17 protein-coding genes and 1 pseudogene are annotated in these 16,646 nt (G+C 73.4%); 9 read left to right on the top strand and 9 right to left on the bottom strand.

Annotation, left to right across the window (positions count from 1 at the left end):
* Window positions 1–14: 14 nt before the first annotated feature.
* Together ACFY0P_RS26235 and ACFY0P_RS26240 are read left to right on the top strand one after the other, a co-directional pair.
* Window positions 15–599 carry a DUF4865 family protein gene (locus tag ACFY0P_RS26235; protein WP_388917709.1) on the top strand — a complete coding sequence of 195 codons (585 nt, stop codon included), beginning with the start codon at window positions 15–17 and terminating at the stop codon, window positions 597–599.
* The gene (locus ACFY0P_RS26240; RefSeq protein ID WP_388917712.1) at window positions 596–1,504 is read left to right on the top strand and encodes a phosphotriesterase; all 909 of its coding nucleotides are present in this window, start codon (window positions 596–598) and stop codon (window positions 1,502–1,504) included. The genes ACFY0P_RS26235 and ACFY0P_RS26240 overlap by 4 nt, the downstream gene beginning before the upstream one ends.
* 147 nt (window positions 1,505–1,651) lie before the next feature.
* Here ACFY0P_RS26240 and ACFY0P_RS26245 read toward each other — a convergent pair whose 3' ends face one another.
* Window positions 1,652–3,124 carry a ketol-acid reductoisomerase gene (locus ACFY0P_RS26245; RefSeq protein WP_388917715.1) on the bottom strand — a complete coding sequence of 491 codons (1,473 nt, stop codon included), beginning with the start codon at window positions 3,122–3,124 and terminating at the stop codon, window positions 1,652–1,654.
* A gap of 88 nt (window positions 3,125–3,212) precedes the next feature.
* Between ACFY0P_RS26245 and ilvY the strand changes: the two genes are divergently transcribed.
* Window positions 3,213–4,067 (top strand): HTH-type transcriptional activator IlvY, encoded by an 855-nt coding sequence (gene ilvY, locus ACFY0P_RS26250; RefSeq protein WP_388917718.1) that lies wholly within the window; start codon window positions 3,213–3,215, stop codon window positions 4,065–4,067.
* 19 nt (window positions 4,068–4,086) lie between these two features.
* On the opposite strand, the gene ACFY0P_RS26255 is transcribed toward ilvY, so the two are convergent.
* A complete protein-coding gene (locus ACFY0P_RS26255) occupies window positions 4,087–5,325 on the bottom strand; it encodes an ROK family protein (RefSeq protein ID WP_388917721.1) in 1,239 nt (412 codons plus the stop codon).
* A 154-nt stretch (window positions 5,326–5,479) separates the two neighbouring features.
* Entirely contained in the window at window positions 5,480–6,130 is a 651-nt protein-coding gene (locus tag ACFY0P_RS26260; protein WP_388917724.1) for an alpha-ketoglutarate-dependent dioxygenase AlkB family protein, read from the bottom strand.
* Between the two features lie 67 nt (window positions 6,131–6,197).
* Here ACFY0P_RS26260 and ACFY0P_RS26265 point away from each other — a divergent pair, with 67 nt between their 5' ends.
* Window positions 6,198–7,328 carry a methyltransferase gene (locus ACFY0P_RS26265; RefSeq protein ID WP_388917727.1) on the top strand — a complete coding sequence of 377 codons (1,131 nt, stop codon included), beginning with the start codon at window positions 6,198–6,200 and terminating at the stop codon, window positions 7,326–7,328.
* Here ACFY0P_RS26265 and ACFY0P_RS26270 read toward each other — a convergent pair.
* Window positions 7,315–8,186, bottom strand: a pseudogene (locus ACFY0P_RS26270) (class II fructose-bisphosphate aldolase). The gene ACFY0P_RS26265 and the pseudogene ACFY0P_RS26270 overlap by 14 nt on opposite strands.
* 134 nt (window positions 8,187–8,320) lie before the next feature.
* Here ACFY0P_RS26270 and ACFY0P_RS26275 point away from each other — a divergent pair.
* Window positions 8,321–9,100: a DeoR/GlpR family DNA-binding transcription regulator gene (locus ACFY0P_RS26275; RefSeq protein ID WP_388917730.1), complete on the top strand. Its 780-nt coding sequence runs from the start codon at window positions 8,321–8,323 to the stop codon at window positions 9,098–9,100.
* Between the two features lie 36 nt (window positions 9,101–9,136).
* Here the strand turns inward: ACFY0P_RS26275 and ACFY0P_RS26280 are convergent, their stop codons facing one another.
* The 3 genes from ACFY0P_RS26280 to ACFY0P_RS26290 form a co-directional block, all read right to left on the bottom strand.
* A complete protein-coding gene (locus tag ACFY0P_RS26280) occupies window positions 9,137–9,532 on the bottom strand; it encodes a luciferase family protein (RefSeq protein ID WP_388917733.1) in 396 nt (131 codons plus the stop codon).
* A gap of 225 nt (window positions 9,533–9,757) precedes the next feature.
* Window positions 9,758–10,687: a carbohydrate kinase family protein gene (locus tag ACFY0P_RS26285; protein WP_388917736.1), complete on the bottom strand. Its 930-nt coding sequence runs from the start codon at window positions 10,685–10,687 to the stop codon at window positions 9,758–9,760.
* On the bottom strand, window positions 10,684–11,361 hold the full coding sequence (locus tag ACFY0P_RS26290) for a class II aldolase/adducin family protein (protein ID WP_388917739.1): 678 nt from the start codon (window positions 11,359–11,361) through the stop codon (window positions 10,684–10,686). The genes ACFY0P_RS26285 and ACFY0P_RS26290 overlap by 4 nt, the downstream gene beginning before the upstream one ends.
* A gap of 56 nt (window positions 11,362–11,417) precedes the next feature.
* Between ACFY0P_RS26290 and ACFY0P_RS26295 the strand changes: the two genes are divergently transcribed.
* Window positions 11,418–12,095, top strand: coding sequence for a TetR family transcriptional regulator (locus tag ACFY0P_RS26295; protein ID WP_388917742.1), 678 nt, complete (start codon window positions 11,418–11,420; stop codon window positions 12,093–12,095).
* A gap of 29 nt (window positions 12,096–12,124) precedes the next feature.
* Here ACFY0P_RS26295 and ACFY0P_RS26300 read toward each other — a convergent pair whose 3' ends face one another.
* Window positions 12,125–12,451 carry a hypothetical protein gene (locus ACFY0P_RS26300; protein WP_388917745.1) on the bottom strand — a complete coding sequence of 109 codons (327 nt, stop codon included), beginning with the start codon at window positions 12,449–12,451 and terminating at the stop codon, window positions 12,125–12,127.
* A gap of 157 nt (window positions 12,452–12,608) precedes the next feature.
* On the opposite strand from ACFY0P_RS26300, the gene ACFY0P_RS26305 reads away from it, so the two are divergent.
* Window positions 12,609–13,775 carry an MFS transporter gene (locus tag ACFY0P_RS26305; RefSeq protein WP_388917748.1) on the top strand — a complete coding sequence of 389 codons (1,167 nt, stop codon included), beginning with the start codon at window positions 12,609–12,611 and terminating at the stop codon, window positions 13,773–13,775.
* Between the two features lie 39 nt (window positions 13,776–13,814).
* Here ACFY0P_RS26305 and ACFY0P_RS26310 read toward each other — a convergent pair whose 3' ends face one another.
* Window positions 13,815–15,560, bottom strand: a complete 1,746-nt coding sequence (locus ACFY0P_RS26310) for an alpha/beta hydrolase (protein WP_388917750.1) — start codon at window positions 15,558–15,560, stop codon at window positions 13,815–13,817.
* 122 nt (window positions 15,561–15,682) lie between these two features.
* On the opposite strand from ACFY0P_RS26310, the gene ACFY0P_RS26315 reads away from it, so the two are divergent.
* Window positions 15,683–15,904, top strand: coding sequence for a hypothetical protein (locus tag ACFY0P_RS26315; protein ID WP_388917753.1), 222 nt, complete (start codon window positions 15,683–15,685; stop codon window positions 15,902–15,904).
* 13 nt (window positions 15,905–15,917) lie between these two features.
* On the top strand, window positions 15,918–16,622 hold the full coding sequence (locus ACFY0P_RS26320) for a CPBP family intramembrane glutamic endopeptidase (RefSeq protein WP_388917756.1): 705 nt from the start codon (window positions 15,918–15,920) through the stop codon (window positions 16,620–16,622).
* Window positions 16,623–16,646: the final 24 nt, after the last annotated feature.

Here is a 16,646-nt window from a genome sequence, read left to right on the forward strand (position 1 = left end):
GGAGGACCAGATCCATGCACGCCATGCAGTACGAGTTCACCCTGCCCGCGGACTACGACATGGACATCATCCGTTCCCGCGTCGCGCGCGTCGGACATCTGCTGGACGGCTGGGACGGCCTCGGCGTCAAGACCTACCTCATGCGCGAGCGGGGACATCACGGCTCGCCGGTGAACCAGTACGGGCCGTTCTATCTCTGGAACACCGTGGCAGGCATGAACGGTTTCCTCTGGGGAGGCGCCTTCCAGGGGCCTGTCGACGACTTCGGACGGCCGCGGATACGGCAGTGGACGGGCCTGGCCTTCGAGGAGGGCACCGCCGCCGGCTCGCCCGCCGCGTTCGCCGTACGGCGGCGGCAACCGGTTCCGGACGGCGTGGAGTTGGCCGCGTTCATGGCCGGCGCGGCGGACGAGACGGCGCGGCTGGCCGCCGAGGAAGGCGCGGTGCTGGCTGCGGCCGCCGTGGACACGGGCGCCTGGGAGCTGGTCCATTTCTCGCTCTGGGAGCACGACGCGCCCAAGGCAGGGGGCGATGTCTTCCAGGTACTGCATCTGTCGCAGCCCGGGCGTGGCGCGCTGGCGCGTGGGCGGCAGTGGTGAGCGGTGTCCGTACCGTCCTCGGTGACATCCGGCCCGCTGACCTGGGCGTATGCGACGCGCACGACCACCTCTTCCTCCGCAGCCCACGGCTGCCGGGGCAGGAGCTGAACGACGCGAGCGCCGCACGGGCCGAGCTGGCGGCGTTCCGGGCGGCGGGCGGGGCGACCGTCGTGCAGTGGACGCCGTACGGGATGGGACGGCGGGCCGCCGATCTGCCCCTGCTGTCCCGGTCCGCCGGTGTGCACGTGGTCTGCGCGACGGGACTGCACCAAGCGGCGCACTACGCACCGGAGTTCCTCGACGGACTGCGCGGGCGGCTCGCCGAGGTCTTCGTCTCCGAGCTGTCCGAGGGCATCGGTACGTCCGGCGTGCGCGCCGGTCTGGTCAAGGTGGCGGGCGGCTTCCACCACCTCGACGCGCACGCCCGCTGGACGATGACCGCGGCGGCCGAGGCCCACCACGCGACGGGCGCGCCGATCGCCGTCCACCTCGAGCTCGGCACCGGCGCGCTCGACGTACTCGACCTGCTCTGCGGGGAGCTGGGCGTCCCCGCCGACCGGGTGATCCTCGGCCACCTCAACCGCTCCCCCGACCTCGTCGTCCAGCGGCAGGCCGCCGCCACCGGCTGCTGGCTGGCCTTCGACGGGCCGTCCCGGGCCAACCACGCCACCGACTGGCGGATGCCCGAGGCCGTACGGGCCCTGGCCGAGGCCGGGTTCGGGGACCGGCTGCTGCTCGGCGGGGACACCGTGGTGGCGGGGGCGCGGTCGGTGGACGGCGGCCCCGGGATGCCGTACCTGCTGCGGCGCGTGCGGCCGCGGCTGGCGGCCGAGCTGGGCGCGGAGCACGTCGGCCGCATCCTCACCGACAACCCGGCCCGGGCCTTCGCCGTCGACTGGCGTTAGGTGCGCCGCTGGAAGCGCCACGGCATGCCGGGTGCCGACTGCGGCGCCGTCGTGGCTGGTCGCGCGGTTCCTCCCCCAGCCTTGGCCGGGGTACCCCCGCGCCCCTTGAGGGCGCTGCCGAAGCGCAGCGGACTTCGCCGGACCCGCTCAGGCCACGGAGATGTCCACCGACGGGCGGAGCTTCGCCGCGGCGGTCAGCGCCTCGTGCGCCGGGTGGGCGTCGAAGGCGGTCAACAGGTCCTGGTCGGCGGGGAGTCCGGCCGCCGGGTAGGCGATCTGCTCGAAGGCCGCCTGGAAGCGCGGGCCCCAGCGGCGGGTGCCGAGCCGGGCCGTGCGGGAGCAGTTGTCGACCATGTACGCCACGTCGCGGGCGTGCATGTAGGGCAGCAGCGAGTCGACCGCCTCGATGACGGACTCGTTGACGATCTCCGACCAGGGATGGCCGCGCTCGGCGAACTCGTCGACCTGCGCCATCATCGTCGCGACGAACACACCGGCGGTGAACGGCTCGACGGACAGCTCCCGTTCGGCACGCCGGGCCCGCACCCGCTCCCCCGCCGCCCACATCGGAGAGCCGCCGATCCTGCTCATCTCCCGCTTCCCGAGCCGCCGTTCGGCCAGGATCACGCTGCGCAGCTCGGTGCCGTCGGCGACCTCCTCGTAGATCTCGGCGACAAGCTCACGGGCCGGCCCGTAGGCCGCCGTGTACGCCCGGTCGAAGACGTCCCGGCCGACCGGGTCGAGGTCCTCGCGGACGGCCCCCAGCCCGGCCCGGGAGATGGTCCGGGCGATGGGCCCGGTCACGTTCTCGCAGGACCGCTCGTACGCCGTCACCTCGTCGTCCCCGGCGAGCCGGTAATGGCCGTACAGGCTCTCCACGATGCCGTGTACGGCACCGAGCAGGACGGCGCGCTCGCCGACGATGTCGGAGCGGTACTCGCTCTCCAGCGTGGTGCGGAAGGTGTACGGCGCGCCGAGCGCGACCGACCAGCCGAGGGCGAGGTCGGTGGACCGGCCGTCGGGGTCGGCATGCACGGCGAAACTGCTGTTGATCCCGGCGCCGTTGATCTCGGCGCCCTGTTCGTAGAGGCGGCGCACGGAGTCGCCCATGCCCTTGGGGCAGACGGCGATCACGCCGTGGCCGGCCGGGAAGTCGCCCCCGGTCGCCCGGAGATGGCCGAGCAGGAAACCGTGCGAGAGGCCGATGACCGCGCCGGGCTTCAGGGCCTGGAAGATCTCCTGGTGGTGGGCGGCGAGGGCGGCGTCGGCGATCAGCAGGAGGAGCAGGTCGCTGTCGGCGGCGACTTCGCGCCAGTCGCCGAGGGTGCCGTTCTCCTCGGTGAAGCCGTGCTCGCGGGCGTCGGCGGCCGAGGCGGAGCCGGGGCGCAGGCCGACGGTGACCGTGATGCCGGTGCCGGCGAGGGAGTCGCGCAGGTTGCGGGCCTGGGCGCGGCCCTGCGGACCCCAGCCGAGGACGCCGATCCTGCTCACCCCGGCGAACGCCTGGGGCAGCAGCGGGAAGAGGTGCCGTCCGCCGCGCAGGATGGTCTCCGTGCCGCCGGGCACGTCCATGGTTTCGAGTGCGAAGACGCCGGAGGTGTAGGTGGTCGTCGAGGTCATGGTCGAGTTGTAGGCTCCGGGCGGACGTTGCGACAAGCGCAACCTTCGCAGCGGTCTGTTGCAGATCCTGAAAGGGCCTGGTCACGGAGTGCGGGACGATCACCGGGGGCTGCGGCTCTTCCTCCATCTCGCGCACTCGCTGAACTTCGGGCGGACGAGCCTGGACTGCCATGTCAGCCCGGCGACGCTGACGCGGACCGTGCAGCGGCTGGAGGCGGAACTGGGCCACCGACTGTTCGACCGGGGCCCGCGCGGGGTGTCCCTGACGGCGGAGGGCCAGCGTTTCCGCGAATACGCCGTACAGGCACTGGAGTTGTGGCAGGCCTACCGCGACGAACACCCCGACCCGGCCGAACTCAGCGGCAGACTGGTGGTGTTCGCCACCGTGACCGCCTGTCAGGCTCTGCTGCCGGACCTGTTGGCGCCGTTCCGTGCTGCGCACCCGCAGGTACGGCTGGATCTGCGCACCGGGGACGCGGCGGCCGCCCTGGCCCGGCTCGACGAGGGCGAGGCCGATGTGGCCCTGGCCGGGATCCCGGCGCGGCTCCCGGAACCCCTGGTCGGCCGCACGGTGACGGTCACCGACCTGGTCCTGGTCACCGCACGCGACCGACCGGCCCCGGGCCTGGACGGCCCGTTCGTCCTCCCCCGGCGCGGGTTGGTGCGGGAGGCGGCCGACCGCTGGTTCCGGGCGCGGGGAGGGCCCGTGGACGTCGTCTGTGAACCGGACGGCCACGAAGCCCTGTTGGCCCTGGTCGCCCTGGGCTGCGGCACGGGGGTGGTCCCCCGGCTGGTCCTGGAACACAGCGCGGTGCGGGACCGGCTCGCGGTACTGCCGGCCGATCCCGCGCCGGAGCCGTTCCCGATCGGGCTGTGCGTACGCCGGTCCGACCTCAGGCGGCCGCTGGTGGCGGCGTTGTGGAGCCTGACGCCACGTGGGTGACGGGGTGGGCGGCGGCCCGTTAGCGAAGCGCCGCCAGCGGGTCGTCCAGCACCGGCTGCCAGGCCAGCTCGGCCGCTCCCACCAGGCTGTTGTGGCTCAGCGTGCACGGCAGGATCGGCACGCTGCCGCTCTGGCCCCACAGGCTGCGGTCGGCGACCACGGCACGCAGCCGCTCGGGATCGGCGTCCAGAAGAGTGCGGTGCAGGCCGCCGAGGATGATGCGGTCGGGGTTGAGGATGTTGACCAGTCCGGCCAGGCCCAGGCCGAGGCGGTCGATCAGCGCCTCGGTGGCCCTGCGGACGGTCGGGTCGGCGTAGTGGCCGCGGATCAGGTCCTCGGCCTGCCGGAGCAGCGACACCTCGGGGCCGGGATCGCGGCCCGCCTCGATCAGCAGCGCCAGGGGATCGGCCTCCACGTCCAGACAGCCCCGGCTGCCGCAGTGGCAGGGGCGGCCCTCGGGGTTGACGGCGAGGTGGCCGACCTCCAGGGCGAGGCCCGAACTCCCCGTGTGCAGGCGGCCGTCCAGGACCAGCGCGCCGCCGACGCCGCGGTGTCCGGTGGCCACGCACAGCAGGTCCCGGGCGCCCCGGCCCGCGCCGTGCCGGTGCTCGGCGAGCGCGGCCAGGTTCACGTCGTTGCCCGCGAACGCCGGGCCGGTGATCCCGGCCGCGCGCACGCACTCCGCGAAGATCCGGCGCACGGGCGCCCCCACGGGCCAGGCCAGGTGGAGGGGGTTGAGGGCCAGGCCCTCCGGTTCGGCGACGGCGGACGGCACGGCGAGACCGGCGCCGACGCAGCGACGGCCGGTGGTGCGCAGCAGGTCGGCGCCCGCCTCGACCACCGAGCCGAGCACCTTCGCCGGGTCGGCGTCGACGGCCTCGCAGCCGGGCGCGGTCGCGACGATCCGGCCGCCCAGGCCGACCAGCGCCGCGCGGAAGCCGTCGGCGTGGACCTGCGCGGCGAGGGCGACGGGGCCGCTCTCGGCGACCTCCAGGCGGTGGGAGGGGCGGCCCTGCGAACCTGCGGCGGCGCCCGGGTGGGCGTCCACCCTGATCAGGCCGAGCGCCTCCAGTTCGGCGGCGACGGCGCCGGCCGTGGCCCGGGTGACGCCGAGTTCCGCGGTGAGCACCGCGCGGGTGGGGGCGCGGCCGGTGTGCACGAGTTCCAGGGCGGGGCCGAGTGCGCCGCGTCCTCGGTCCAACCGGGGTTTCGAGGTGGTACCTTCCCCTGCCGGCCGGGGGTCCGCCTTGCTGCTCATGAGGGCGAGTTTGCCATGATCCGGAGTTGTGCCCGGGCGGGTGCACCCTTCGTACGGGTGCGGCGCCGTTGTGGCTGGTCGTACGGTTCCTTCCCCAGCCTTCGGCCGGGGGTACCCCCAGCGCCCCTTTGGGGCGCGCTCCAGCCGGGGCCTGTCAAAAGCCGCTCACTCTCAGCGTGACGTTCAGGCGGCCGGTCAGGCCCAGCTCCGCCGGTCCCGTGCCCGGGTGCACCCTCGGCACCCCGTGATAGGCGAGCCGCGACTCGCCCCCGAACACGAACAGGTCCCCCGACCGCAGCTCCACGTCCGTGTACGGCTTGCCCCTGCTCTCCGTGTTGCCGAAACGGAACACGCAGGTGTCCCCCAGGCTCAGCGACACCACTGGTGCGTCGGACTTCTCGTCGGCGTCGCGGTGCATGCCCATGCGGGCGTCGGCATCGTAGAAGTTGATCAGCGCGATGTCGTACGACAATCCGCCGACCGCCTCCGGCCCCAGGGCGTCGGTCACCGCGCGGCGGCCCAGTTCGCCGAGCCAGGCCGGGAACGGCTTGACGGGGCCGCCGTCGCCGTCGACGACCGTGCGGGCGTAGGCGTACGGGTGCCAGTGCCAGCCCAGGCAGACCTGGCGGGCGGTCATCGTGCCGCCGCCGGGCGTGCGGACCGTGCGCAGGCCGGCCGGGGGCCGGGCCCAGTCGCGGCAGGCGGCGAGCAGCGCGCGCTGCCGGTCGCCGTCCAGCCAGTCGGGGACGTGCACGGCGCCCGGTGCGATGCGGGCGTGCGCCCTCGGGAACAGCTCATCCTCCATGCCCCCATCCTGCCCGACCGGGTCTGAGCTGCGGTTCCGCTAGCCTGGACGCACGATGAGCGACCGTATGACGACTGCGTGGGGCGAGTTCGAGCTGTCCCGCTTCCCGGAGGATCCGCGTGACCGGCTGCGTGCCTGGGACGCCTCCGACGCCTACCTGCTGCGGTACCTCGACCGGGAGCGGACCGGGCTGTCCGGGACGGTCGTGGTGCTCGGCGACCGCTGGGGAGCGCTGGTCACCGCGCTGGCCGAGCACCGGCCGGTGCAGATCACCGACTCGTACCTCAGCCAGGAGGCGACCCGCGTGAACCTGGCGCGCGCGGGTGTCGAGCCGGGCGCGGTGCAGTTGCTGACCACGCAGGATCCGCCGCCGGAGCGGGTGGACGTGCTGCTGGTGCGGGTGCCGAAGAGCCTGGCGCTCCTTGAGGACCAGCTGCTGCGGCTGGCGCCCGCCGTGCACGCGGGCACGGTCGTGATCGGGACCGGCATGGTCAAGGAGATCCACACCTCGACGCTCCGGTTGTTCGAGCGGATGCTCGGCCCGACCCGGACCTCGCTGGCCGAGCAGAAGGCCCGGCTGATCCACTGCACGCCGGATCCGTCGCTGGAGCGCCCGGCGAATCCGTGGCCGTACAGCTACGCGCTCCCCACCGGGATCGGGGCCGTCTCCGGGCGTACGGTCGTCAACCACGCGGGCGTCTTCTGCGCCGACCGGCTCGACATCGGTACCCGGTTCTTCCTGGCGCATCTGCCCGAGGGGGGCCGTCGGATCGTGGACCTGGGGTGCGGGAACGGGGTCGTGGGTACGGCGGTGGCGCTGGCCGACCCCACGGCCGAGGTGCTGTTCGTCGACGAGTCGTTCCAGGCGGTCGCCTCGGCGGAGGCCACCTACAAGGCCAACGGGGTGCCCGGGCATGCCGAGTTCAGGGTCGGAGACGGGCTGGCCGGGGTCGCGGCCGGGAGCGTGGACGTGGTGCTGAACAACCCGCCGTTCCACTCCCACCAGGCGACCACCGACGCGACGGCGTGGCGGATGTTCAGCGGGGCGAAGCGGGCGCTGCGGCCGGGCGGCGAGCTGTGGGTGATCGGCAACCGGCACCTGGGCTACCACGTGACGCTGCGCCGGCTGTTCGGCAACAGTCGGCTGGTCGCGAGCGACCCGAAGTTCGTGGTGCTGAAGGCGGTCAAGCGCGGGTAGTGCCGCCGGTGAGCACGCCGATGATCCTGGTCAACTCCCGGGCCATCGCCTCCCGGCAGGCACCGAGACAGGTACGGGGAGTCGACGGCCTCGGGATGGTCCGCGAGGAAGTGGCGGACGGACGCGGTCATCGCCATGTTGAGCGCGGTGCCGATGTCGACCTTGGCGAGGCCCGCGGCCACCGCGGCGGCCAGACCCTCGTCCGGGACCCCGGAGGAGCCGTGCAGGACGAGCGGAACGGCACGGCGGCCGAGAGGCGTTCGACCGGGCCGTGCCGGTACTCCATCGCCGGGTGGGCCTCGGTCCAGGACAGCGAGGCCTCGCGCGTCTTGAGCCCGGCCTCGCTCGCGAGTCCGGCGGTCCAGCCGCGCCCGAGGAAGGTGACCTGGTCGCACTCGACCAGTCCTGGCGGCAGCGGAGTCGACAGTGCGGGGCGGGTGTCGGCGACCACGGCGTCGGTGGGCAGGCCGAGATGGGCGCGGAGCAGGGTGAACGCGCTGGTCGAGCACCGGGTCCGGACGACGGAGCGTTCGTCGGCGAAGTCGAGGACGACGAGGTTGTCGGCGGCCTCCGTCACAGGCGTCTCGGGGTCGGCGGTGATCGCGGCGGTGCGTACCCGTCCCTTCAACGCACCGCGCAGGTCCAGGACTTCGGTGGTGGTACCGGACCGCCGAGTCCTGCGGACTCTTGCAGTACGGCCGCGGCCTGGGCCATGAAGTACGAGCTGCCGCAGCCGACGATCGCGACCCGCTCGCCCTGAGCCGGGAGGGCGTGGGCTTGGCGGATGGCCTCGGTGGCGGCTCGCGGCGGCGGCCAGCACGCGGGCCGGCTGTTCAGCTCCCGGGTGATATGTGACATAGCACCGCCCCTCCCCCGGAACGCGTATCGTGATTGTTCTTGCAAGATAGCGCCAACTTTCAATCATCATCAAGCATTCAGCCGAAAGCCGGGTGCGCTAAGGTCGCCGGGAGATCGAGGAACGGAGGCGGCGGATGTCGCGCGACGCCCGCTGGAAGGCGCTGCTCGAGCTGCTGGTCGAACGCGGCCGCCTCGATGTGGAGGAGGCGGCGGCCGAACTGGCGGTGTCGGCGGCCACCATCCGCCGGGACCTCGACCAGCTCGCCGAGCAGCAGATGCTGGTGCGCACCCGGGGCGGCGCCGTGGTGCACGGGGTGTCGTACGAGCTGCCGTTGCGCTACAAGACGGCCCGGCAGGCGTCGGAGAAGCAGCGGATCGCCAAGGCGGTGGCGGACCTGGTCGCGCCGGGCGAGGCGGTGGGGCTGACGGGCGGTACGACCACCACGGAGGTGGCCCGCGCGCTGGCCGTACGCGGAGACCTCACCACCGGTACGCCGGCGCTGACGGTCGTCACGAACGCGCTCAACATCGCGAACGAGCTCGCGGTGCGGCCCCAGTTCAAGATCGTGGTGACGGGCGGGGTGGCGCGCCCGCAGTCGTACGAGCTCATCGGGCCGCTCGCGGACGGGGTGCTGGGCCAGATCACCCTCGACGTGGCGGTGCTCGGGGTGGTCGGCTTCGACGTCACGTACGGGGCTGCGGCCCACGACGAGGCGGAGGCCGCGGTCAACCGGCTGCTGTGCGAGCGCGCGGCCCGCGTGGTCGTCGCCGCGGACTCCAGCAAGCTGGGCGGGCGGGCGTTCGCCCGGATCTGCGCGGCGGAACTGGTGGACACGCTGGTCACGGACACGGGGGCGGCGCCGGAGACGGTGCACCGGTTCGAGGAGACGGGGATCCGGGTCCTGACCGTGTGAGGGCGACGCGGTACAGCCCTGCGACGCGGCCCGCTGTCACATCCCACTGGTGTCCGCGCTGACGAAACCCGCGCCCCGCTGGTCGTTGCAGCCGAACACCGGCAGGGCGGCCGGGTCGGGCCAGCTCTGCTGGGCCTGGAGGGCGACGCTCACCAGGGTCAGCAGCAGGTCGACGTCGCTCGCGGCGTCGAGTCGTATGGTCACCCACTGCGAGCCCGGGACGATCCGGATCGCCCCGGTGCTCTTGAGGTCCTTGGCGAAATGCCGGATGGCGTGGGTGGTGAGACGCAGGTCCACATCGCGGTCGGAGTGGAAGTGCGCGATCTCGCCCTGGGCCGAGCTCACGGCCTGCCCCAGACCGCAGCTCGGTACGGCCTGGGTCAGGTCGGGCCAGGTCGCCAGTTGCGCCAGAGCGCGCGAGGCCAACGTCATGGGGCCATCATGGCCCGCTCACTCTCCGGTAACCAACTAGCGAGCAGTTATTAACCGAGCTGTTGCCGGACTCCGTCCGAACACAGACGCCCGGGACGAGTGAATATCCGCAGGAATTCAGTGGTTCGAGGGACGGAGGGTACCTCTCGGACGTCCGGGACGGCCTGGCCGACGGCACGTTTCACTCACGTCCGACATCTGCCCTGCGCATGCCTGACACCTGCCCTACGCACGCCTGGCACCCGTCGCCGCGAACGCGTCGGCAGCGGCGAGGTCGAAGTCCCCGTGGTCGCTGCCGAGGCCCTGGGCGACCAGGGCCGCCACGGCGTTGCCGAGGACGGCGGCGTCGTACGGGGTGCGGCCCAGCCCTATGCCGTGGACGAATCCGGCCGAGAAGGCGTCGCCGCAGCCGGTGGTGTCCACTACGTCGATCTCGAAGGCAGGCACCGGCTCGGCGCCCTCGGCGGTGACCAGCAGCGCCCCGTCGCCGCCCCGGGTGACCGCGACCAGCCCGGCGCCGGCGCCGACCAGCTTCTTCGCGCCCGCCAGCAGGTCGTCCTCGCCCGAGAAGCCCAGTACCTGGTCGTCGTTGGGGAGGAGGTGGTCGACGTACGGCAGCGCGGCCGCGATCTGCTCGAAGCTGCCGAGGACGCCGGGTGCGAGGAGGTCCACGGAGGTCGTCACGCCGTGCTCCTTGGCGAAGTGCAGGATGCGCGCGGCTGCGTCTACGCCGATCAACTCCGGGCCACCGAGGTGGAGATGGTCGGCCTCGGCAAGGGCGTCCCAGGGTACGTCGTCGACGCCGTAGGTGATGTTGGCGCCGAGCAGGTGCAGGGAGGGCCGGTCGCCGTTGGGACGGATGGGCAGCACGCTCGCCGAGGTGGCGGTGTCGGTTCGCCGGACGAGGAACTCGGTGTCGATTCCGGCCTTGTGGAGCAACTGCACGAGCATGTCGCCGGTCGCGTCGGCGCCGACGGCCCCGGCGCTGCGCACGGTGGCGCCGAGCTTGGCGAGGCTCAGGGCGGTCCCGCCGGCGGTCCCGGCCGCGGTCATCCTGATGTCCTCGACCAGGGTGGCGCCCTGGCCCTCGGGTATCGCGTCCACCGGCCGGACCAGCACGTCCAGCACGTGCACGCCCATCGTGACGACTCTCATGGCTTGCCCTCCTGCAGGGATCGGGTGGTGCCGTAGTTCCGGGTGATCGCGGCCTCGATCACCGCGAGTTGCTGCGACTCGTCCAGGACGCGGGGCGTCCCGAGAGCCGCCGCGTGCTGGTAGACGCCGCAGGCCCACTCGAGCAACAGGGCGTTCTCGACCGCCTTGTCGAGGGTCGGGCCGACGGTGACCGAGCCGTGGTTGGCCATCAGGGCGGCGCTGCGGCCGTCGAGTGCGGCGAGCACCGACTCGGCGAGTTCCGGGGTGCCGAAGGTGGCGTACGGCGCCACCCGCACGGTGCCACCGAGGGCGAGCAACTGGTAGTGGACGCACGGTAGTTCGTCGAGCACGCAGGAGAGAGCGGTGGCCATCGGGGCGTGGGTGTGGACGACCGCACCGGCGCCGTAGCGCCGGTAGACCCCGAGGTGCAGGTCGAGTTCGGAGGTCGGCTGCAGGGTCCCGGCGACGACCTTGCCGTCCAGGTCGACCACCGTCACCTGGCCCGCGGTGAGTTGGGCGAGCACCGCGCCGGTCGCGGTGACCGCGACCCGGTCCGCCACCCGCACGCTGACGTTTCCCGCCGTCCCGATGAGCAGGCCCGCCGCTCCCAGGCGACGGCAGGCGTCCGCCACCGCGGCCCGCTCCTGAACCAGCGCGGAGCTTGAGTCCGTCATGGCCGCGACGGTAACGTAAACCTGAAACAAAGTCACCTTCAGGTTCAGGGGGTTGCGTGAGCGGGCCGATCGCCGAGGAGACCGGGGCCGTGTTGCGCCGTACCCCCCAACAGGCCCGCAGCAAAGCCCGGTTGGCGCGAGTGCTCAAGGCGGCTGAGCGCGTCCTGATCGCGGAGGGCGTGCCGGCCCTGACCACCACCCGGGTCGCGGCGGAGGCCGGGGTGTCGGTCGGCTCGCTGTACCAGTACCTGCCCGACCGGGACGCGATCATCGACGCGCTGGCCGCGACCTACTTCGCCCAACTCGAAGCGGTGATGGAGGAGTTCGTGCGCAGCGCGGCGACCGAGCGCTGGTCCGACCCGGTCGGCGTGCTGATCGACACCTACGCCGGGCTGTACCGCACCGAACAGGGCTTCAGGGCCCTGTGGTTCGGCAGCGGTCTGACCGACCGGACCCGGGCGGCGGACCGGGAGCACAAGCGCCGGATGGCCGACGGGGTGCGCCGGGTACTGCTCGCGCTCGGCATCGCGGGCGACGCCGAGGGACTCGGCCCCGCCTGCCATGCCGCCGTCCTCGCCGCCGACGCGCTCGCCCAGGAGGCCTTCCGCCGCGACGCCGAGGGCGACGCCGCCCTCCTCGACGAGGCGAAGGTCATGCTGCGCGGCTATCTCACGGCCCTGGCCGCCAGGCACGGGCGCCAGGACGGCAGTGCGGCGGCCAACGCTCCGCTCTGACGGGCCCGCTCCCGGGCCGGCCGCTCGAGTCAGCGCCGTGAAGTCGGGCAGTTCGCGCAGGGCCTGCCCGGCGCTCGCCGCCGGCCCGGCACCGTCCTGCGGTTCGCCCCGTCGGCGACGGCCCCGCCCGGGACAGCCGGCACGAGCATGGTGCCGGTCTGCACCGCCCCGAACGCACCGGCGGTGGCCGGGGAGCCGGTGAGGGCCAGGATGAGCAGCGGATGCGCGAGCCCCGCGATCCGCGGGCCGAGCAGGGAGCCGACCGCCCGGGCCCAGAAGACCTGGAACCGCCAGTTCCCGCGGAGCGGCACGGAAGCGGGCGCAGCCGCCCGGACGCCCACGGACTCGCTCGTCACTTTGTCTCCCCCATGGCCACGGAGGGCTCCTTCCCCGATCGCGAACGCCGGTCCGGGCTCGGTCCCGCGCGCCGCCCGTACCGCCCTTGTCCCAGCCCCGGCCCTCACCTAGCCTGAGTTTGTGCCGCTAATAAACAAAACCCGGACGCACAACGCCGTGCCCGGCAACGCCCTCACCCGACTCCGCATCGCCCTGACCGTCTTCTTCGCCATGGACGGCTTCGTCTTCGCCGGTTGGGTCGTCCGCATCCCGGCCATCAAGGAACAGACGGGCGCCTCGGCCGGCGCCCTGGGACTCGCCCTGCTCGGCGTCTCGGCCGGGGCCGTGATCACGATGATGTTCACCGGACGGCTGTGCCGCCGCTACGGCTCGCACCCCGTGACCGTCGTCTGCGCCGTCCTGCTCTCCCTCAGCGTCGCCCTGCCCCCGCTCACCCACTCGGTCCCGGCCCTCGGCGCCGTTCTGCTGGTGTTCGGCAGCGCCTACGGCGGCATCAACGTCGCGTTCAACAGCGCCGCGGTCGACCTGGTACGGGCCCTCCGGCGCCCGATCATGCCCAGCTTCCACGCCGCTTTCAGCCTGGGCGGCATGATCGGCTCCGGTCTGGGCTCACTGATCGCCGGCGTACTGACCCCCACCCAGCACCTGCTCTGCCTCACCGGCGTCGGTCTGGTGGTCACCCTGCTCGCGGGCCGCACTCTTCTGCGCACTCCCCCGCCGGCCCCACCCGCGGACGACGTACCGCAGGGGACGACCGCACCGCGCCGCCTGGCACCGCGCACCCGGCTGCTCGTCGTCACGTTCGGTCTGATCGCCCTGTGCACGGCCTACGGCGAGGGGGCCATGGCCGACTGGAGCGCCCTGCACCTGGAGCAGGACGTGGGCGCCGCACCCGGCGCGGCCGCCATCGGCTACTCCTGCTTCGCGCTCGCCATGACCGTCGGCCGGCTCAGCGGGACGAAGCTGCTGGGGGCCCTGGGCCAGACGCGCACCCTGGTGTTCGGCGGCGCGACCGCCGCGACCGGCATGCTGCTCGGCGCGCTCGCCCCGGCCCTGTGGGCGGCCCTCCTCGGGTTCGCGATCACCGGGCTCGGCCTCGCCAACCTCTTCCCCGTCGCCGTCGAACGCGCGGGCAGACTGGCCGGCCCCGACGGAGTCGCCGTCGCCTCCACCTTCGGCTACGGCGGCATGCTTCTCGGCCCACCCGCCATCGGCTTCATGGCGGACTGGCTCTCCCTCCCCACCGCCCTCACCACCGTCGCCGCCCTCGCCGCCACCGCCGCGGTCATCGCGCTCCTGACACGGCACACGGCCGGGCACTGACCGAGGTCTCCGCCCGGCCCGGGACGGCCCGACGGCCTTTCAGTCCAGCAACCCCGGTTCCCGGAGCGACTCCAGAGCCCCGGCCAGCCGCGCCGTGTCGGCGGCCGTCCACCCCGGCGGGCTCGTGATCTCCGCCCACGCGCTCGTCGGCAGGGTTCCGTACCGGTGGCCGAATCCGTCCGGCACGCTGTCGGCGCCGGCCAGATCGCAGGCCACCTGCCAGAACGTCAGCAGCGGATACCACCGCATCGCCGGTGAGACGTCCCTGGCCCGCGGCCGGTCCAGCCAGTCCGGCCGGTGGAAGGCGAGGTCGGGCGACCACCAGACGACCGGGTCGGAGCCGTTCTGGAGGTACACCGCGCGGGGCTCGCCCCAGGGCGCGTCCGGGATGCGGTAGTCCGCCGGTACCTGCGCGAAGCGCACATGCGCCCCGTCGGCGACCACCGGCCGCCACTCGGGGCTGCCCGGCTGCCGTTTCGCGGTGACCGAGTTCCACAGCGGGTTGTCGTAGGTCGGCCCGACGAACAGCGCGCCGCCGGTCTCCGCGACGAGCGTGGGCAGGGAGCCGTTCAGGGCGGACTCCATGGAGAAGGAGCCGAGGCTCTCGCCGTAGACGAGCAGTCGGGGACGGGAAGCGGCGGGGAGGGTCCGCCACTTGGCGTAGACGGCGTCGAAGAGGGCCCGTCCGGTGTCGGCGGCCTCGTCCTCGGTGAGTGCGGAGACCCAGCTGGGCAGGTAGGAGTACTGCATGGCGACCATGGCGGTGTCGCCGCCCCACATGTACTCCAGGGGTTTGCTGCCCTGGTCGTTGATCCAGCCGGTGCCGGTGGTGCCCATGACGGCGAGGATGCTGCGGGAGAAGCCACCGGTGCGTTCGAGTTCGCGTACGGCGAGGTCGGCGCGTTCGTCGAGGGTGTCGGCGGAGCGCAGGCCGACGTAGATCCGTACCGGATCCTCGGCCGGGCGGCCGGTGAAGGCGGCGATGTCGGCCTGCGGCGTGGCCGTGCCGACGAAGTCGCGGCCCTGGGCGCCGAGCGTGTCCCAGTGCGCGGCGGAGTCGGGGCTGCCGGAGAGGGTGCGCAGGCGGGGCTGGTGGACGCCCTTGGTGGTGCCCTGGTCGGCCAGGGACGCGCCGCTCTCGATCGCGTCCAGCGCGGCCCGCAGCAGGAAACCCTGGACGACTCCGACGATCACGAACGCGGCCAGGACGACCCCGGTGGCGTAGGCGACGGGGCGCGGGACGAGCGCGTCGAACGCGTGGACGGCGAGGCGGGTACCGAGCCGTACCGTTCGGGCGACCAGGAGCAGCAGCGTGGCGACGAGCGCGGCCACGACCGGGACCAGCGCCCAGTGCCACCAGACGATGTGCGGGGGCAGGGTGACCGCCCGGCGGACCTGGCCCTCCCAGCGCACGCTCCAGACGGTCACGGTGACCAGCGCGGCGGCCCCGAGCACGCCCAGGGCGGTCCACAGGGTACGGCGGACCCGCGGGCGGATCCGGATGCCCGCCCAGCGGAGCAGCAGCCGGGCGAGGGTCTCCAGTACGGCACCGACGGCGTAGCCGACGGCCGCCGAGACGCCGGCCGCGAGTCCCTGGAGCCACCAGGCCCGCGGGAGCAGGGACGGGGTGAGGGACAGGCAGTAGCACAGGACCGCCACCGCGATCCCGCCCCAGCACGGCCGCCGCCGGACCACCCGGTCGGGGCCCAGATGCCGGCGCACCCGCTCCGCCGCCCGCCGGGTCCAGTCCTTCGTACGATTCAGAGCCCTGCCCGCACCACTCACTTCGCCACCTCGGGACCACGATCGGCCACCGCACCGGCCGTCGCATCCGGAAGATCCTTCCGGACCGCTCTCCCCGCCGGGAAAAGGTGCGGAGCCGCCCGCGGTGTCCCATCGTGGTGGGCATGCCCCAGGCCCGGACGACCGAGCACCCCACCCCGTTCATCGACGTGGTCGCGCCGGAGTCGGCCATGGCCCGCACCCACGACCGCAACGCCCGGCCCAGCGCCCTGCCGCGGGAGGCGGGTGGCGAGGTCGTCACCGTCATCGGCGCCGAACCGGGCCCGGGTCGCGGCGGCGGGCACCGCACGGCCTGCCCGCCGCCGCGCGACCCGGTCGGCTTCTGACATCCCGCCCGGCATGCCGCTCCCCCGGCTCCCCACCCGTACCGCCGTGGCGGCGGTGGTGGCCGTGCTGGTGGTGGCGAACCTGCTGGACAACCGCTGGGCCGGGTCCTGGATCCTGGTCACCGCGGTCGTCACCTCGGCCGTGCTGGTGGGACTGCTGTTCTGGGCCGGGGGCAGCTGGCCGGAGCTGGGGCTGGGGCGGGACACCCTTGCGGACGGGGTGCGTTGGGCGGTGGCCCTGATCGGGATCGTGGTGGCGGTCTATCTGGGCGCGGCCCTGCTGCCGGTCACCCGCGGATTGTTCGCGGACCAGCGGACAGCCGCGCTGAGCGGCTCGGAGATCGCCTTCAAGGTGCTGGTCGCGGTACCCGTGGGGACGGTGCTGCTGGAGGAGACCGCCTTCCGCGGGGTGCTGTTCGCGCTGCTGTGCCGCCTGCGCACGGCCACGACGGCCGCGGTCCTCTCCTCCGTGCTCTTCGGTCTCTGGCACATCCTGCCCTCGCTGAACCTCAACAAGGACAAGCCGACGCTGGGTTCGCTCTTCGGGCACTCGGTCGCCGGGGCGGTTCTGGTGGACATCGGTGCCGTGCTGTTCACGGCCGTGGCCGGCTGCCTGCTGTGCTGGCTGCGCGATCGCAGCGGCTCCCTGCTGGCCCCGATGGCCCTGCACTGGGCGGTCAACGCTCTGGGATACACGGTGGGGTACCTGTTGCGCTAGCAGCGGGACCGGCCTCGCATCCGG

Source organism: Streptomyces sp. NPDC001714 (assembly GCF_042892755.1).
In the GTDB taxonomy this organism is placed as follows: Bacteria; Actinomycetota; Actinomycetes; order Streptomycetales; family Streptomycetaceae; genus Streptomyces.

Bases quoted from the DNA above. Each gene is read 5' to 3' on its own strand.
- ACFY0P_RS26235 (WP_388917709.1), top strand. From the start codon at position 15: ATGCACGCCATGCAGTACGAGTTCACCCTGCCCGCGGACTACGACATG.
- ACFY0P_RS26245 (WP_388917715.1), bottom strand. From the start codon at position 3,124: ATGACCTCGACGACCACCTACACCTCCGGCGTCTTCGCACTCGAAACC.
- ACFY0P_RS26255 (WP_388917721.1), bottom strand. From the start codon at position 5,325: ATGAGCAGCAAGGCGGACCCCCGGCCGGCAGGGGAAGGTACCACCTCG.
- ACFY0P_RS26260 (WP_388917724.1), bottom strand. From the start codon at position 6,130: ATGGAGGATGAGCTGTTCCCGAGGGCGCACGCCCGCATCGCACCGGGC.
- ACFY0P_RS26265 (WP_388917727.1), top strand. From the start codon at position 6,198: ATGACGACTGCGTGGGGCGAGTTCGAGCTGTCCCGCTTCCCGGAGGAT.
- ACFY0P_RS26275 (WP_388917730.1), top strand. From the start codon at position 8,321: ATGTCGCGCGACGCCCGCTGGAAGGCGCTGCTCGAGCTGCTGGTCGAA.
- ACFY0P_RS26280 (WP_388917733.1), bottom strand. From the start codon at position 9,532: ATGACGTTGGCCTCGCGCGCTCTGGCGCAACTGGCGACCTGGCCCGAC.
- ACFY0P_RS26285 (WP_388917736.1), bottom strand. From the start codon at position 10,687: ATGAGAGTCGTCACGATGGGCGTGCACGTGCTGGACGTGCTGGTCCGG.
- ACFY0P_RS26290 (WP_388917739.1), bottom strand. From the start codon at position 11,361: ATGACGGACTCAAGCTCCGCGCTGGTTCAGGAGCGGGCCGCGGTGGCG.
- ACFY0P_RS26315 (WP_388917753.1), top strand. From the start codon at position 15,683: ATGCCCCAGGCCCGGACGACCGAGCACCCCACCCCGTTCATCGACGTG.
- ACFY0P_RS26320 (WP_388917756.1), top strand. From the start codon at position 15,918: ATGCCGCTCCCCCGGCTCCCCACCCGTACCGCCGTGGCGGCGGTGGTG.